Genomic DNA, 17,529 nt, shown 5'->3' on the forward strand with positions numbered 1-17,529 from the left:
GCGCCAGCTAACCCAAAATCCATGGACCGCCCAACTATCACAAAGCGAGCTAATTTGTCTGAGTTGAACAATAATCAAAGTAGCGCACTCAAAACAATCGTGAAGAATCCAACTCGGGTAGATGAAGTCATAGCGTATTTTCTCACACCGAGTCTGGCCGGAACTGCCCAAAGAGCGGCCGCTAAAGAGCTAGAGTTGAAAAAAGAGCCATCTCTAGCAGCGCAAGCATCAACAGCTCGCGCGATTCGTCGAGCACGGATCGACGGTGCAATCTCAGGCACCTCGCTCTATGCGGCACTCCCTGGGGCGTTTGTATCGGCAATTTGCGCACAAGTTACGCTCGTGCTCGAGATAGCCCAAATCTATGGCCACGACCCAAACGATCCCGCCCGTGTCGGAGAACTTCTATATTTTCTCGGGAAATATAAGGACATAGACAGTGCACATTCCGGGGTGGAACTCGCCTTGAATCCACCCGAAAAAGAAAAAACAACTCGCAGCATCTACGGCCTCCTTGCCACAATCAAGCAACTACCCGAACTAGCTGGGGTCACCTTCAAATCGTTCAAAAGCGCGACCAGGGCGCAAAAGATCAAAATGATCCTCACCTATAGTTGCATGGTATTGCCACTTGTAGGAATTCCCTTTTGGAGCTACAGCTACTCACGCCAAACAAGAATGCTCTCTGACGCCGCCCAAAACTACTATGGCAACCCAAATTCATCTTCACAAAAAGTAAAAGTCAACTACGACTCGCAAACCTTTAGCCTCTCTGATCGTATAAAAGTTGGCTTGGCATTGGCGAGCATTACTATCATTCTGATTGCGGCCACCATCGCGATAGCCCTCAGTGGTCTGGGACTAAACCATCGAACGCTACTTAAACTATTTGTTGGAGAAGCACTTCTAGTGGTCTTTTCGATACGCCTATTCTGGTTGACCAAAACAATTGAATTTCAGAGAAAACCAATTCACTAAATCTCTATAAACCAAGCTCCACCTCGAAGGAATCGATTCACATTTGAGGGTCCCAAGAATTATCCCCCACTTCTATACAAAATCTCAATCAAAAAAACCGAAACCTAGAGATGACTCGGTCGAAAAATTGCAGAGAACAAGATGAGACAGAGACTGAGTCCAACTAAACCAAGTCACATCCAGCTGTAATCGGCCCTAGACACCAAGCAGGGCCACGGTAAAGACAAAGCTAAATCTCAGGCTACCCTCCCCATAAGTATTGAAATAAAACCAACCAAACATAATTCAAGCGTCATCTAAGCCCAATACCTAAGCCCAATACCTCAGCTGTAAACCTAATAATTATAAACAACTCTCATGATGCAACCCGTCGATAGATCACTCGATAAAAAAACCAAAATCGAATTGATACACCACTATGATAAACTTTGCACTGATTTCAAAGATAACGAGACAAAGCTGATTTTTACTTTGTAAGAGATGGTCCAAAAGGAGATAAATTGCTTTTAGCAGCTGCTTCAAATCCACTGGCCGCTCAACTTATAGCGTGGCTAATACTCTTATCCATTTACATGTCGCCATCAATAGTCGGTCACTTTCGCCACTACAAAAAGATGCCAAAACTCATAATTGCTAATATCGTCTTAGGAATGACCCTTATCGCGCTGCCAATTCTTTTGGTATACGTAATAGTTAAAACTAGAGTTACCTCTACACAAACTTCATTTGGTCAAATCGCCCAACCAACTGGAGATTCAACCGCTCTAGGATCACCAGCTAAATCTAAAGCAGGCAGACAACCCAAGACAAGCCAAACCTCATTTAGTCAAATTGCCCACCGTATCAGTGATATCCGTGACCAAAAGATCTTCGCACGCGCTCTAAATCGATACAACGCAGAGCTCAACATCTGGCAGGAAGAGCGCCAAGACCTACTAGATACGATCGAGATGGCTAAGACTGGAAAAGGAATACGACCCGATGATCTGAACCTCCTCCCTGGGGAAACAGTCTTCTTGGTAATAACTAGCGTCAGCCTCATAGAGATAAAAAAAGGACCAAGTACATACGTAGGAAAATCGAGCGGAATCTCAGTACCAGTTGCCAAGATCGGGGGTCGAACCATACGGTATCGCGTCGGGAAGACGAAGGGTCACGTGGTCTCGGGCACTCCTTACCCAGAAGCCACAGATAAGGGAGACTTTTATATTACTTCACAACGCCTCATCTATATAGGGGCCCAAAAAACCGCCACTACTGAACTCTCAAAGATGATTGCAGCAACTATAGAGGCAGGAACCATCACAATCTCATCTACAAGCAGAGTCAAACCAACGACAATCGCTTACGGAGCGCATCTAGACAACAGAGTGCGACAAAGTATCATCATTGCACAGGGTTGGCACCACAACGATCCAACAAGTGCAGTCGAAGAACTCAACCAAGAGCTACTAACACTAGAGAAGCGAAAGCCACAGATACCACCGACCCCCAAGTAGAAAACGCCATCATAACCATGGCAACCAACCAAAATGTACCAAAAATAAAGGCGCCTAAGCCCTACCCCATCACAACCAGGGAATGCTGCCTTGGCTCCTAGGTGGGAGTCCTAATCACCTAATAGGAATTTCCAACTCAAAATCCATGATTCATCCCACGAGAACATCTTGGCCATAACGGACCCATCCTTCATCGACAACAATTAAGTCCCATCAACAAGGAGCCTCAAATCCAACGATCTTCAATCCTTCGACCGCTAAATAACAAATAAAGCGAGCACTGGGAATCAAACCTTACGACCAGCTAATTTTTCTGAGTAAAAGTCGCCACTGACCCTAGCGCTACCGTCTGGTCGAATCAACAAATCACGAATCCCCTGTTGTGGAAGTCACACCTAGATTTCAAGAGTCGAACTACCAGAATTGCGATAATCACCATAAAAAAACTATCACAAAGGCTGACGGTACCACTACGCCAACGCATCAAGGAGGCCAACCGCAACCTCTGGGTTAGCAACAGCGCATTTAGGACAAGACGGGCCCTGCCCCGGAACATTCAGCCAATAACCTAAGACAAAGGAGTGTGTAGCCGCCACATCACGCACCAACTGGGAACTTGACACAACTTGACCATTTGGCCCCGTCGAAAGACCGGCATAGATCGAAATGGTCGGATTCACACTCCGGGCCAGCTCAGCGGCCTGTTTTACGAACCTTGAATAGACCGCAACGGAGGTCTCCATGGATTGGCTCTGAATCACTATTCCGAAGGCCACCTTAGAGATAGATTGAATCAATCCAGAGGCCAAAAAGGCACTTGCACGATTCTCGCCCGGCGACGAAAGTGCCATGAGATCCAAACCCGGAGCGACAATAACAGAAAGATTCGACGGCTGAGCCAATCGCACAAGACTCTCAGTCGCTAACGAAACATTCTCTTGCTCAGAAATCGGAGTAAAGCTCCAATGCTCAGGATCATAAAGAACAGAACCAAAGCCGGCATTCTTCGAAGAACTCAGCTGCGAAGCGTTAACCCCAAGAACAGACCGAAGATCGAAAGTAAATGTAGATCCCCAATTAGCAAGTGGTCGGGGCAGAACATTACCATTCAGCAATATATTGGTATTCGAATTATCAAAGGCTCGCCGCGCCAAAGCATTACTACCGTTCTTGTCCAAGAGGCCAATTACATTCGCCGCTATGATCCAATGCAGCCCACCAAGCAAACCACTAACCCCATGAGAAAAAGAAGGCGAAGTCGAAGTAGTACCTCCACCACCTTGACCAGGGAGCGACCCAGAAATTGAAAGCGCGGTAGAAGACGACGCACTACCAGGCCTAGGCGCTGTTGAAACCTTCGCTAAGGTCGTAGCAGTATTACCGCAGGCACCAGCCAACACAGCTAATCCGACTAACCAACTTTGATAGAAGAACCGACGCGATCGCGCTCTCAAACGTCACCCCAAAATATAGATATACAAATCACCATCAAGGATATACCGAGTGGAAGTGAAAACTAAAAGCACCACCACTGCCAAAACGAATTAAACCATAATGAGCGAAGCTACCAATGTAGCTTCGCTCATTTATCAAATATATATCCGGCGGCGTCCTACTCTCCCAGGGAGTTGCCCCCCAAGTACCATCGGCGCTGGCAGTCTTTACTTCCGTGTTCGGAATGGGAACGGGTGTTTCCCCGCCGCTATGGCCACCGGAATATCTTGGTTGCTCGAATCATCGAGCTACCTATAGCGAGCACGAGCTTTATATTTAGCTCCAAGCCCTCGGCCGATTAGTACCGGTCAGCTGAATGTGTTGCCACACTTACACTTCCGGCCTATCAACGTGGTAGTCTGCCACGGGCCTTACCAGGTTAACCCTGTGGGAGACCTCATCTTGGAAAGAGCTTCGCGCTTATATGCTTTCAGCGCTTATCCCTTCCGTAGGTTGCTAACCAGCCATGCCCCTGGCGGGACAACTGGCACACAAGAGCTACGTCCGTCCCGGTCCTCTCGTACTAGGGACAGCCTTCCTCAGGTCTCCTGCGGCTGCATCGGATAGGGACCGAACTGTCTCACGACGTTCTAAACCCAGCTCGCGTACCGCTTTAATGGGCGAACAGCCCAACCCTTGGGACCTACTACAGCCCCAGGATGCGACGAGCCGACATCGAGGTGCCAAACCTTCCCGTCGATATGGACTCTTGGGGAAGATGAGCCTGTTATCCCCGGGGTACCTTTTATCCGTTGAGCGACGGCGCTTCCACACGCTACCGCCGGATCACTATGCCCTGCTTTCGCATCTGCTCGACTTGTAAGTCTCGCAGTCAAGCTCCCTTTTGCCATTGCACTCAACGACTGATTGCCAACCAGTCTGAGGGAACCTTTGGGCGCCTCCGTTACACTTTAGGAGGCGACCGCCCCAGTCAAACTGCCTACCTGACGCTGTTCCCGATCCGGATAACGGATCTAGGTTAGAACCTCAATACAAACAGGGTGGTATTTCAAGGATGCCTCCACAAAAGCTAGCGCTTTCGCTTCATAGGCTCCCACCTATCCTACACAATCTGTACCAAAGATCAACATCAAGCTACAGTAAAGGTCCACGGGGTCTTTCCGTCCTTATGCAGCTAACGAGCATCTTTACTCGTAGTTCAATTTCGCCGGGTCTGTGGTTGAGACAGTAGGGAAGTCGTTACGCCATTCGTGCAGGTCGGAACTTACCCGACAAGGAATTTCGCTACCTTAGGACCGTTATAGTTACGGCCGCCGTTTACCGGGGCTTAGGTTCAGAGCTTCGCTTTTTAGGGCTAACCCTTCCCCGTAACCTTCCGGCACCGGGCAGGCGTCACAGCGTATACGTCGTCTTTTGACTTTGCACGCTGCTGTGTTTTTAGTAAACAGTCGCTTCCCCCGATTCTCTGCGGCCCACTTGAGCTACGGAGAGTAAATCTCCTCACCTAATGGGCCCTCCTTCTCCCGAAGTTACGGAGGTATTTTGCCGAGTTCCTTAACCACAGTTCTCCCGATCGCCTTAGTATTTTCTACCTACCCACCTGTGTCGGTTTGGGGTACGGGCACCACAGATACTCACTAGAAGCTTTTCTTGGCAGCTTGGAATCAATGACTTCGCCTGAATCGGCTCGGAATCACGCCTTGGAGTTTTATAGGGACCGGATTTGCCTGGGCCCTCTCCTACACGCTTTCCCCGGGATAACCAACACCCGGGATCACCTATCCTCCTGCGTCCCTCCATCGCTGAATAACGCATCTGTCGTGGTACTGGAATATAAACCAGTTGTGCATCGGCTACGCCTCTCGGCCTCGTCTTAGCTCCCGACTCACCCTGGGCGGATTAGCCTTGCCCAGGAACCCTTGGGTTTTCGGCGGAGGAGTTTCTCACTCCTCTCTCGCTACTTATGCCAGCATTCTCACTCGAATCAGCTCCACAGAATGGTTTCCACCTCTGCTTCACAGCTTGATTCGACGCTCCCCTACCACTCCCTATAAATAGGAAGTCCGTAGCTTCGGCTCTTGGCTTGAGCCCCGTTAAATTGTCCGCGCGGGATCACTCGACCAGTGAGCTATTACGCACTCTTTGAAGGGTGGCTGCTTCTAAGCCAACCTCCTGGTTGTTTTCGCGATCCCACATCGTTTACCACTTAGCCAAGAATTAGGGGCCTTAGCTGACGGTCTGGGTTGTTTCCCTTTCGACCAACGAAGCTCATCCCTCGTGGTCTCACTGCCAGACTGTTGAAGCGTTGGCATTCGGAGTTTGGTTGAGGTCAGTAGGCGGTGAAGCCCCATCGCCCATCCAGTGCTCTACCTCCAACGCTGATCATCTGACGCTGCACCTAAATGCATTTCGGGGAGAACCAGCTATCACCGAGTTTGATTGGCCTTTCACCCCTATCCACAGGTCATCCCCCATATTTTCAACTATGGTGGGTTCGGCCCTTCACGGGGTCTTACTCCCGCTTCAGCCTGCCCATGGATAGATCACTCGGCTTCGGGTCTACAGCGTGCGACTAAATTGCCCCATTCAGACTCGCTTTCGCTCCGGCTACCCATCACTGGTTAACCTCGCCACACACCGTAACTCGCTGGCTCATTCTTCAAAAGGCACGCCATCGCTAGTTGCCTAGCTTTGACTGATTGTAAACCAACGGTTTCAGGATCTATTTCACTCCCCTCCCGGGGTGCTTTTCACCTTTCCCTCACGGTACTAGTTCACTATCGGTCGCCTGATATGTACTTAGCCTTACGAGGTGGTCCTCGCAGATTCACGCCGGCTTTCCCGGATCCGGCGCTACTTGGGAGACTAAACAAAAGAGGTCGAATACCTTTAACATACGGGGCTATTACCCTCTGTGGCTAAGATTTCCATAACGATTCTGCTAGGTATCGACTTTGTAACTCTTTCTTAGCTTCTGACATAGCTAAACGTCATAGTTCCCACGACCCCACAACTGGCAACGCTGTCAGGCTATCACACCAGTTGGGTTTAGGCTTGGTCCCTTTTCGCTCGCCGCTACTAAGGGAGTCACATGTTGTTTTTTCTTCCTCGGGGTACTTAGATGTTTCAATTCCCCCGGTTCCCTCTACTGACCCTATATATTCAGGCCAGAGTGCCATGACTACTCATGGCGGGTTTCCCCATTCGGATATCCACGGATCAAAGCTAGATAGGCAGCTACCCGTGGCTTTTCGCAGCCATCCACGTCCTTCATCGGCATCAGGCGCCAAGGCATCCACCGTTGGCTCTTTATAACTTGGAGAATAAAGTTGCTCGTGCTCGCTATAGGTTTCTCAATGAGCGAATTGGTCGCTCCTTGGTAACGAAATAGGATGGTCCACATAATTTGACTCATATGGCATGCATTTTCATATACAGTCAGTTCTTCGACATATCTAAGGAACCCATGACCGTTGTACTTGGCGTAATTGCCGTTTTCGAACGTTTTATCTACTATTGCTAGTTGATATGTCATGGACCTAGCTATGACAGCTCCTTAGAAAGGAGGTGATCCAGCCGCACCTTCCGGTACGGCTACCTTGTTACGACTTCACCCCAATCACCGACCCCACCTTCGACGGCTCCCTCCATTACTGGTTGGGCCACCGGCTTCGGGTGTTGCCGACTTTCGTGGTGTGACGGGCGGTGTGTACAAGGCCCGGGAACGTATTCACCCCGACAATGCTGATTCGGGATTACTAGCGACTCCGGCTTCACGCAGTCGAGTTGCAGACTGCGATCCGAACTGAGACCGGCTTTGTGGGATTAGCTCCCCCTCGCGGGATTGCGACCCTCTGTACCGGCCATTGTAGCATGTGTGCAGCCCTGGACATAAGGGGCATGATGACTTGACGTCATCCCCACCTTCCTCCGAGTTGACCCCGGCAGTCTCTCATGAGTCCCCGACATTACTCGCTGGTAACATAAGACAAGGGTTGCGCTCGTTGCGGGACTTAACTCAACATCTCACGACACGAGCTGACGACAGCCATGCACCACCTGTGAAGGGCCCTAATGGACACCGTATCTCTACGGCTTTTCCCAACATGTCAAGCCCAGGTGAGGTTCTTCGCGTTGCATCGAATTAAGCCACATGCTCCGCCGCTTGTGCGGGCCCCCGTCAATTCCTTTGAGTTTTAGCCTTGCGGCCGTACTCCCCAGGCGGGGCACTTAATGCGTTAGCTACGGCACGGAACCCGTCGAAGTAGGTCCCACACCTAGTGCCCAACGTTTAGGGCGTGGACTACCAGGGTATCTAATCCTGTTTGCTCCCCACGCTTTCGCTCCTCAGCGTCAGTGTCGGCCCAGATTGCTGCCTTCGCCATTGGTGTTCCTCCCGATATCTGCGCATTTCACCGCTACACCGGGAATTCCACAATCCCCTACCGAACTCAAGCCATAGCAGTATCGAATGGCGGCCCCAGGTTAAGCCTGGGGGTTTCACATCCGACTTGCCAAGCCGCCTACGAGCTCTTTACGCCCAATAAATCCGGACAACGCTTGCTCCCTACGTATTACCGCGGCTGCTGGCACGTAGTTGGCCGGAGCTTCTTCTGCAGGTACCGTCATTTTCGTTCCTGCTGAAAGGAGTTTACGACCCTAAGGCCTTCATCCTCCACGCGGCGTTGCTGCGTCAGGCTTTCGCCCATTGCGCAATATTCCCCACTGCTGCCTCCCGTAGGAGTCTGGGCCGTGTCTCAGTCCCAGTGTGGCTGATCGTCCTCTCAGACCAGCTACCCGTCGATGCCTTGGTGAGCCGTTACCTCACCAACAAGCTGATAGGCCGCGAGCCCCTCCCAAAGCGAAAAACTTTCCTCACTCTATCTTGTGATAGTGTGAGCATATTTGGTATTAGCATCGGTTTCCCGGTGTTATTCCAAACTTTGGGGCAGGTTGCTCACGTGTTACGCACCCGTTCGCCACTATCTATAAGGGCAAGCCCTTATAAACCGTTCGACTTGCATGTGTTAAGCACGCCGCCAGCGTTCGTCCTGAGCCAGGATCAAACTCTCCATCGAAATTGATGAAAAAGCTTAATTCAAGCTAATTACTGTTTTTTTGAGTTTCTCAAAATTTTTGAATTGATTAGGTCTGTACTTGTTTAGAAGTTGTTGATCGAATTCATAAGAACAGGTGTCTTCGTTTCTCTAAGAGGTGATATGTGTCTTTGGCTTTGGCTAGTAAGTACCTAAGTTATTTGATACTTATCAGTTAGTTGTCATTGACTCACCTAGTGAGTCGTTACGACTCTGTAGATATGAAAGTCGTTCAACAGACCAAAACTGGCTGTAATTCGAATGCACGCTATATGAATCTCATTTAGCTATGCTTCTCATCCTATTTCGTTGTCAAGGAGCGGCCCTTATATAGCTAGGTGTTAGCTTTTAGAAGTTAGCTTGTCCTTTTGATAGATAAATCATATCTAAGGCCTTAGCTAACTACTAGCTTTCACTTTCGCTACAAAAGTGTTTCCGTTGGATCATCTCTTATGCCTTAGTTCAAGGAGCCCAAGAGCTCTTTTCCCTTGTGGAATAAGAAATGATCTCAGAATTCCTTCGCATTTGTGTTTCACGAATGTTTCGTGGCTTTCAAAGCGGACTTATAAATCTATAAGGGTTGATGGTGAGTTGCTGCAATTTTGTTTGGATTTTTTGAAAAATGTTTGTGGGGGGTGAGGGGGGGGTCAGCAAGGCCTGACGGAGACTTTGGCTTGGGATGGTCTGCAACCCACAGCCCGAGCACCAACTCAAAGCTAATGTCCCCCTCTTAGGCCATCTACTAGTTCTCCTTCACATCCTCTAGCGGTAATCGGTCTACAGCGCTTTACTTGCACCGCGGACGCAGCACGAAGACCTAAAGTCTGAGATCCTGATTTGGAAAGATCACGCCAATCACCTTGATGGGACTAGATTTTTATAGACAAAAGCGCTGATGCCAAGGAATCGATTACAAAATTTTACATTCACGAAGAACCCCAATTGATAGAGGCTGGACAGCCATTGAACGATGGATCAATAGCGAACCCACAGAGATAGGACTGCTGCAATCCGGCGCGCTTTCAATTTCGAGCACTGTACCATTCGTTGGAGTTATCGTAACATTGTCCCTACTGGTAGCAGCTGCGGGCATATCTACCCTTTATTACATCCTCGCCGGAGCTCTAATTAGTGCCCTGCAGGCAAACAGCATCTCGGAGTTCGCGCGAGTAGCGCCCAGTTCCGGATCGCTAATAGCTTGGGCTCAAATGACCTTCGGGGAAGTGGTATCAACACCGCTCGCCTATCTTCTAACGACCTCTTATTTTGCCATTATCTCGGGGCTGATCGTTGCAAGTGGATGGTGGCTCCAAGAAACATTAATATCATTCAGCGCACCTTCGATACCTTGGCAGGTCTATTCGATTTTCATCGCGCTGATCGTCTTGACTTTCATCGTCGGAAAGGCAAGAAGCCTCCTAAACATCAACCTTGGACTTGTTGTAATCCAGATAGTTGGCCTAGCGGCCCTTGCTGCAATCATAATTGCGCGATATTACAAAAACTGGAACAGCTCCTATGTCGCACTACCAATCCATGGCCAACTAGGGACATCTTGGACGAGTGCAGTCCCAATCGCCTTTTTCATCTTCCTGGGTTGGGAAAATATCTCGGCACTTGCTCCACAATTTAAAGGTGGGTCTAAGTCAGTAGCAACCAAAATATACTTAGCAATTGGTGCAACCGCACTAATTGCAATAGTCATCTCTTTTACTACCACACTTGGTCTAGCATCTGATCTTTCCAAAATCATAGCAAGCCCCACTCCACTGGTTGAAGCAGCAAAATCAACAGCGCCATACCTGGTAAAAGTTACCTATTTTCTGGGACTGCTGTCGCTAATAAGCGCACTGTTTTCGCTTGTAACAAGCCAAGCTAACATTATCAATTACTGTGGATTACAAAGCTATTTTACCAAAAGAATCACCTCTAAAAACTCTCAACCCATTCCACACAAATCTGGCGTCATCCTAATAGTTGGTGCAACTGTGATAGGGGTTATTCTGGGATCTGGTCGTGATCCATTGCTGTACTTCTCCGAAGCTGCAACGCTATCTGCCCTGCTTACCATCATTGCTTATCTCACGATCAATCTCGCCGTACCAATCTATTTTCGAATTTATAGGCCCGAGGTCTACTCTAAAGTCAAACATCTTGTAATCCCAATAATCGCCTCAATCACCTTGGTCTATCCGATCTATCTACTGGTCTCACCGAACCAATCTGCACCATTTGGCTATTTTGGGGACATTCTAGGGCTCTTGCTTATCGTCGGCCTTGGAGTTGGCCTCTATAGACGAACTCACCTACAAAACCTTAAAAATACAAAGCTGCAAGAGTCAAGATTGCGATGACTAAATGGCAATACAATTGTCTCTAGTTCATTTAGAGCCTTCCATTTCAAACTATCTCTTATCAACTAGATCTTCATCAAATTAAAGATCAAAAATCTATATATAACCCACATTCACCATTTTTTTGCATCTCACAGCAGCTATATCGTCTCAATCAAATGTGCTTCAACAGGCTCGATGACCCATGCGAAACAGCGCAGCACTAGCGATGGCCAAACACTCTCGTGATCATCCCATCTCATTCTCACCTAGCCAACGCGCTGATGCTTAGGGCAGATCCATGATCCCATAGATTGGTTAGGCGTAGCCATTGCCACATGAAGGCCGCATGAAGTTGGGATTCTCCTATAAAATACCAAAAGAGGTGTAGGAGAGCTTTTCTTAGAAAGACTGCCTGTGTTTTCTGTGCAACTTTCCAAAGCAGCTAAACCACACCCCCATTTAATACGATTAAATAAATAGACAAAAAGAGCCGCCAACTCAAAGCAAAGAAGATGGTCCATAATCTAAAGCCAAAAACCAGAAGGCGAGAGATGATCTCGCTCTTTTTATCGCTCGCGTCAATAGGGCTACTTCTTAGTGCCTGTACTCTTCCAAAAGTCGTTTCGACCAACCCAGATACCTTCGCTCAGATCTCTTCTATTTACGCTTCGAATGGCACACTCATAACCCAAGTACCCACCAACATCGTACGTATCCCAATTCCACTCAGTCAGATGGGAAGCGAAATTCCAAAAGCCGTCGTCGCAATAGAGGACAGGCGCTACTGGAAGCGGGGTCCCATAGACATAAAATCGACAATTCGTGCAGCGCTTGCTGATCTTTCGGCTGGAGCGGTAGTACAGGGTGGTTCTACCATCGAAGAACAACTAGTGAAACTAGAACTTGGAACTCCTAAGCGAACCCTGGCCGAAAAGACACACGAGATACTACTGTCCCTCGGCTCTCTAGCCGGAACCACCAAAAGCATAGTTTTGGACAAATATCTAAACGATGTCTACCTAGGTGAAGGGACATTTGGAATCCAAGCCGCCTCACTTAGATATTTCTCCCTTAACGCAAATCAGTTAAATCTAGTGCAGGCAGCATTATTGGCCGGATTGATCAATGCCCCATCTGCCTATGATCCAATTCTTCATCCAGCACTTGCCCTATATAGGCGCAACCAAGTCCTGAACGCTCTATATGTGAATAAGCAGATCACCAAACAACAGCTAAGTTCTTCGCTATCGGCTCCAATTCAATTGAATCCTTCGAATACCGTAGTAAATCCAAAACTAGGGTATTTCTCAGAGACCGTTCTAAACGAAGCCGCAACCCTACCTGCGCTTGGATCGACCCCTACCCAGCGCCTAAATCTTATCGAGCACGGGGGACTGAAGATTGTAACTACAGAGGTCCAATCCCAACAAAAACAAGCACAAAAAGCTGTCTTAGATGGCATTCCGAACTCTGCCAACATGCCAAGCGGAGCACTGGTCTCGATCAATCCGGCCAATGGCGCCATTGAGGCATTGGTGGGCGGCCCAGGGTACAATTCGGGTAAGGCCTATTCTCAATTCAACATGGCAACCCAAGCACAACGTCCATCGGGATCGACCTTCAAGGTGATAGCACTAGCAGAGGCACTTACACAAGGCTTTACCGCTAAAAGTGTCTTTTATGCACCAAAAGTCCTTTACGTTGCACCTGCAAATCATCAGTCAGCTTGGGTTGTCCATAATTACGAGGGGGAACCCACTGGCTATATGACCCTTCTTACAGCCACTGCCCTTTCGGTGAATACCGTATATGCACAATTGATCACCAAAATTGGCCCAGCTAATGTAGTCTCTATGGCTCATGCTATGGGAATCAAGAGCCCACTGCTACCCTATAACTCGATCGTACTAGGTGCCCAGCCTGTCACACCGCTTGACATGGCTAGTGTAAATGCAACCTTGGCGGATTACGGAACCTACAACGCTCCCTATAGCATCTCGGCGATCTACGACTCCTCTGGAAAATTAATCTACTCCCATGCGCTTCACCCCAAGCAAGTGCTCTCGCCAACCATAGCGGCAACAGAGATCCAGATACTAACGCACGTAATGACAGAAGGAACAGGCGTCAACGCCTCCCTCTATCGCCCGGCTGCTGGAAAGACTGGAACAGGAGAAAACTGGGCAGACGCTTGGTTTGCAGGTTTTGTACCACAATTAGCTACCGTTGTATGGGTTGGATATCCAAGCGGCGAGGTACCAATGATTCCGCCAACTACGCCGATTTACGTAACTGGAGGAAGCTGGCCAGCAAGGATCTTTGCGCAGTATATGACCTCAGCACTTGCGGCATCTCCAATTGAGCAATTTAGGACTCCCACATCATTTGCAGTCGCGCCACCGGTGCCAACCACGACTTCCCCGCCAAAGGTATCGACAACGGTTACCACACCATCCACAGCCCTTACCAATGTCATCGGGATGCCAGTCAGTCTGGCTGAGTCAACGTTGTCAGGGCAAGGCTTTAAAGTTTCACTATCTTTTGCCCCATCTAGCGAATACCCGCCTGGATATGCAATTTCACAGAGTCCATCCCCTGGGGTTGCATTAGTTAAGGATGCGACAATCGATCTAACGGTAGCAAAGGGGACCTTGACCTATCCCTCGATAGTGGTGGTGCCCAACCTACTAGGCCTAACCGCTAGTCAAGCAAATGAAACCATATCAAGTGTCTCCCTGTCGGGAAGCTGCACCACCAACCAACAGACAGGTACTTCAGGCGCCAACCAAACTCCCCAAGCAGTTTGGGAGCAGTCGCCGATACCAGGCACCCAAGTGCCCTTAGGCTCCACCATTACCTGCTATAACAATCCCTAAAATCAATACAAACAAGTCAATACAGCCAGGTCAACACAACTGGGGACTCCCTCGGCAAAGCCACCATCACAGAGGTCAAAGCCACCAATAGAGGTGCCGGAGTCACCCGCTAAATTCTCAAACGATCATACCATAGCTACTATTTTCCAATTCTTATGATCTATACGAGATGGGCATCGAGATAAAAGCAGCGCCGCCACCGGATTGACAAAAAGCTAGAGCATCGAAACTATCTTCGGCCCCTAGATCATCTTCGCAGACGCTGAAGCGATCAAGGATCGATACTGTATTGCTGGTAGCTAAAACATATACCACCCTATTTTAGACTTCAGGGAGATCTATTCTTGCGAGGTGCATAGCTCAAAAGATACAGACAAGGTAACTATCGACTCTCAAGTTAAAGAACCGCATCACTTACGCTCGACCAAATTAGATAAAGGCCCATATTGGAGCCCGCGCCCATCCACAGGGCTGCGCCAAGCAATAAGACAAAGCCCATTTTGAAATCGCACCCATTTGGATCATCTCATCGGTAAGAGGCCGACAGTTAAAGCTCTGGACTTTTAGATTCCAAATCGGATCCTAAAAAAATAACGACGAATCCTAAAAAACAAGACTCTCAGTCCAAGCAAAAGGGCATCTCAAAAAAGTTTTACATCTTTCGGAATAGTGTAGTAACTACTACAGTTAGAGGTATTAGGAAAAATACGCGATGAAACGGAATGCCAATGTCTAACACACTATCAAATACACAGATCAAAGATGAGATTGTAAAAGCTACAGAGCACCTATTTAGAAGTGGAGTGATGTCTCACAGCGGTCACGCAAATATCTCTGCGAGAAGCGAAGATAACGAAATGCTTCTAAGCATCGAGGGACAGGTCCGCAATCTCACCGCTAGCGGAATCGCTCGCGTAACCTTAGAGGGAGTGGATGTCGACCATCTATTGGACCCAACAAATACCGAGATCGTAAGGATGCACTCTGAAATCTATAAGCTCCGACCCAACGTTGGTGCGATCATTCATACCCACTCCCCATCCCTACTTGCATTCGCACTTGCGGCAAAGGAACTACCAATCAGATACGAAGCCCTTTTGCGATTTGGCCAAGCATCGAACGTACCAGTTGCGCCATGGGCTCCTCGTGGTTCAGATGAGTCAATCACATCGATTATAAATTGTGTCATCGAAAACGAACAAACCAATGCGGTACTTTTGGCTAACCATGGAGTTTTAGTGTTTTCAACCACGCCATGGGCAACGGCAGCTTTACTTGTCGCCCTTGAAGAGGCAGCTCAAGGCGAACTAGCCGCGATTGCATTAGGTGGAGCAATACCGTTTCCTCAAGGTGCACTCAAAAAAGTACTTGAATCGATAGCCCGCGTCCACTAACTCCATCCAAAATCACTCCCGGAGACTAACAAGAAGAAAAACAATGGAAGAAGAAAAACTAAAAGAGATTCAAGATCGCTATATCGATCTTACGGGAGCACTCCCAAGTTCAATCGAACTTCGAATCGCACTTTGTAAAGCAACCAACCGAATCAATACCGTCCTAGCGATCGAAGACCTTCGTCAAGTGGTTATCAACGAAAATCCACTCGGCCACAAAATTAGCCAATTGGTTCAGTTTGGTCAGCTCGTCGTGCTAGGAGAGCGAGATCCCGCCAAAATTCACGCGCGTGCCGCAATCAAGGCCGGAGCCTCGACGACAGAACTTCTTGGAGTGGTTGAATTAGCTTTAATAACCTCCGGCATGCCCGCCTATAGCCTAGGCGTAGAGATCATCTCGGAGGAAACCCAACCAAGGCAATAGAATATCCTACAAAAGAGGGATACGACCTCTCGGAGGTTAAATACATTGGTAGAGGCAGAGCCGAAAACTAAAATTGAATCTGGCATCGGCTTTCGTATTAGTCGACTAGCTCGCAATATGCGCTCGCAATGGGCTCAAAACTTATCCGAACTCGATATTTCACCTCCCCAAGCAGCGATTCTACGAACCGTTGTCGAGGAAGATGAAGTCGGGATCGGAATCAGGGAAATTGCAAGACGTCTTGGCGCAGATCCAATGAATGTGAAACGCACGACCGACACCCTTGAGGATCGCGGGCTAATATCAGCCGCCACTGCTTCAAAGGGCCAGAGAAAGCGGATCTTGCTCACACAATCGGGAATTGCACTAGCACGTCAAGTTGAAGAAAAGGTGCAAGCTCAAGAGGAGGAGTTCAGAAGAGTCCTGACTCTAGAGCAAAGGAAAATTCTGATCGATTCAATAATCGCACTGGAAGAACACTTCGGAATAAGCAACGAATAGAAGTATCCAATTACAAACTCAGTGTTCGATCCCACCTTAGAAATCAGCGCGGGATCGAACACCTTTTGGTTAGCGCCCCTTAGAGAGGTAGGTCGAATCACTATCCACGAAACGCCACTCTAATTCTGTCCCTTTAGTGATGCCAATTCGGGGTGTGGCTTTAATAACTTTCGACGCAGCTTCTAAGACCGCAAATAACGATATTCCTTGGTCATTTCGGCAAATATTGATTCCGTCATCACTGAGTTTGACGTTCAGGTAGCGTCCGAGGCGCCCAGGTCCAACACTGGACAAAGGCTCGCGCTCTTTGGAGGGGCCAATGACGCGAACTTTAGATCCTGCCTTGTCATATTCCAAGGGCTCACCAGCACGGACCAAGATTCCAGAGGGCGACCCAGCCGTCTCAGCGACGATATTTAGACAATGATGAATGCCGTAACTGAGATAGACGTAGATGTGACCTGGCGGTCCAAACATAGTTTTATTGCGAGGTGAAATACCGCCAAAGCCATGCGAAGCAGGGTCATCTTTACCGCGATATGCCTCAACCTCGCTCACGCGAATAGCCCGACCTCGATAGAGTATCACCATCCCAATCAGGCTTTTAGCGACTTCCAATGTGTCTCTTTGAAAAAACTCTTCGTCGCAAATTTGCCTCAACGAATAGATCTCATTCATGACTATCGTGGGTCTCCATCTGCCAGCTAGAAACAAAGAAAGCCAATAAAGGCACATCAATCTCGATTTTATAGTCAATCAGAGATACTTGATTTGAACGATCTACAACCCAATCAAATCGCTGGATCTTATCTCACCGCAAAGGCCAGCCCCTGCGACAAAAATCATCGAGATCCTTATCCAAGATATCTAGCAAAGAAAGGCACAAGGGCGCCTCGACAAAGCAAATTACAAACCATTTAGATCAATCATCTGAGTTTGCTGATGTGACAAGAATTAAAATAAAGACTAC

Annotated in this window: 9 protein-coding genes and 3 rRNA genes; 7 read left to right on the plus strand and 5 right to left on the minus strand. The window is 48.4% G+C overall.

Going from position 1 to position 17,529, the window contains the following annotated elements; all coding sequences use genetic code 11:
• Window positions 1–54: 54 nt before the first annotated feature.
• The gene (locus ACIDITHRIX25_RS95080; RefSeq protein ID WP_201733150.1) at window positions 55–978 is read left to right on the plus strand and encodes a hypothetical protein; all 924 of its coding nucleotides are present in this window, start codon (window positions 55–57) and stop codon (window positions 976–978) included.
• 500 nt (window positions 979–1,478) lie between these two features.
• Window positions 1,479–2,477, plus strand: a complete 999-nt coding sequence (locus tag ACIDITHRIX25_RS95085; protein ID WP_052607181.1) for a hypothetical protein — start codon at window positions 1,479–1,481, stop codon at window positions 2,475–2,477.
• Window positions 2,478–2,947: 470 nt separating this feature from the next.
• Here the strand turns inward: ACIDITHRIX25_RS95085 and ACIDITHRIX25_RS95090 are convergent, their stop codons facing one another.
• The 4 genes from ACIDITHRIX25_RS95090 to ACIDITHRIX25_RS95105 all read right to left on the minus strand — a co-directional run bounded on the left by ACIDITHRIX25_RS95090 (window position 2,948) and on the right by ACIDITHRIX25_RS95105 (window position 9,010).
• A complete protein-coding gene (locus ACIDITHRIX25_RS95090) occupies window positions 2,948–3,931 on the minus strand; it encodes a hypothetical protein (RefSeq protein WP_201733151.1) in 984 nt (327 codons plus the stop codon).
• Between the two features lie 145 nt (window positions 3,932–4,076).
• Window positions 4,077–4,193, minus strand: a 5S ribosomal RNA gene (rrf, locus tag ACIDITHRIX25_RS95095).
• Between the two features lie 56 nt (window positions 4,194–4,249).
• A 23S ribosomal RNA gene (locus ACIDITHRIX25_RS95100) occupies window positions 4,250–7,254 on the minus strand.
• Window positions 7,255–7,492: 238 nt separating this feature from the next.
• Window positions 7,493–9,010 (minus strand): 16S ribosomal RNA (locus ACIDITHRIX25_RS95105).
• Together the 16S, 23S and 5S rRNA genes form the textbook arrangement of a ribosomal RNA operon.
• A gap of 1,022 nt (window positions 9,011–10,032) precedes the next feature.
• Here ACIDITHRIX25_RS95105 and ACIDITHRIX25_RS95110 point away from each other — a divergent pair.
• The 5 genes from ACIDITHRIX25_RS95110 to ACIDITHRIX25_RS95130 all read left to right on the plus strand — a co-directional run bounded on the left by ACIDITHRIX25_RS95110 (window position 10,033) and on the right by ACIDITHRIX25_RS95130 (window position 16,559).
• A complete protein-coding gene (locus ACIDITHRIX25_RS95110) occupies window positions 10,033–11,382 on the plus strand; it encodes an APC family permease (RefSeq protein ID WP_283770440.1) in 1,350 nt (449 codons plus the stop codon).
• Window positions 11,383–11,876: 494 nt separating this feature from the next.
• Window positions 11,877–14,240 carry a transglycosylase domain-containing protein gene (locus ACIDITHRIX25_RS95115; RefSeq protein ID WP_201733152.1) on the plus strand — a complete coding sequence of 788 codons (2,364 nt, stop codon included), beginning with the start codon at window positions 11,877–11,879 and terminating at the stop codon, window positions 14,238–14,240.
• 728 nt (window positions 14,241–14,968) lie between these two features.
• Window positions 14,969–15,634 carry a class II aldolase/adducin family protein gene (locus tag ACIDITHRIX25_RS95120; protein WP_201733153.1) on the plus strand — a complete coding sequence of 222 codons (666 nt, stop codon included), beginning with the start codon at window positions 14,969–14,971 and terminating at the stop codon, window positions 15,632–15,634.
• A gap of 43 nt (window positions 15,635–15,677) precedes the next feature.
• Window positions 15,678–16,058: a carboxymuconolactone decarboxylase family protein gene (locus ACIDITHRIX25_RS95125; protein ID WP_201733154.1), complete on the plus strand. Its 381-nt coding sequence runs from the start codon at window positions 15,678–15,680 to the stop codon at window positions 16,056–16,058.
• Window positions 16,059–16,103: 45 nt separating this feature from the next.
• The gene (locus ACIDITHRIX25_RS95130) at window positions 16,104–16,559 is read left to right on the plus strand and encodes a MarR family winged helix-turn-helix transcriptional regulator (protein WP_052606246.1); all 456 of its coding nucleotides are present in this window, start codon (window positions 16,104–16,106) and stop codon (window positions 16,557–16,559) included.
• Between the two features lie 69 nt (window positions 16,560–16,628).
• Here ACIDITHRIX25_RS95130 and ACIDITHRIX25_RS95135 read toward each other — a convergent pair whose 3' ends face one another.
• Window positions 16,629–17,237: a DNA-3-methyladenine glycosylase gene (locus ACIDITHRIX25_RS95135; protein WP_201733155.1), complete on the minus strand. Its 609-nt coding sequence runs from the start codon at window positions 17,235–17,237 to the stop codon at window positions 16,629–16,631.
• Window positions 17,238–17,529 lie beyond the last annotated feature (292 nt).

The organism is Acidithrix sp. C25, assembly GCF_904848545.2.

What these genes read in the sequence shown, in the direction of transcription:
- ACIDITHRIX25_RS95135 (WP_201733155.1), bottom strand. Translation starts at nt 17,237, where the DNA reads ATGAATGAGATCTATTCGTTGAGGCAAATTTGCGACGAAGAGTTTTTT.
- ACIDITHRIX25_RS95120 (WP_201733153.1), top strand. Translation starts at nt 14,969, where the DNA reads ATGTCTAACACACTATCAAATACACAGATCAAAGATGAGATTGTAAAA.
- ACIDITHRIX25_RS95125 (WP_201733154.1), top strand. Translation starts at nt 15,678, where the DNA reads ATGGAAGAAGAAAAACTAAAAGAGATTCAAGATCGCTATATCGATCTT.
- ACIDITHRIX25_RS95115 (WP_201733152.1), top strand. Translation starts at nt 11,877, where the DNA reads ATGGTCCATAATCTAAAGCCAAAAACCAGAAGGCGAGAGATGATCTCG.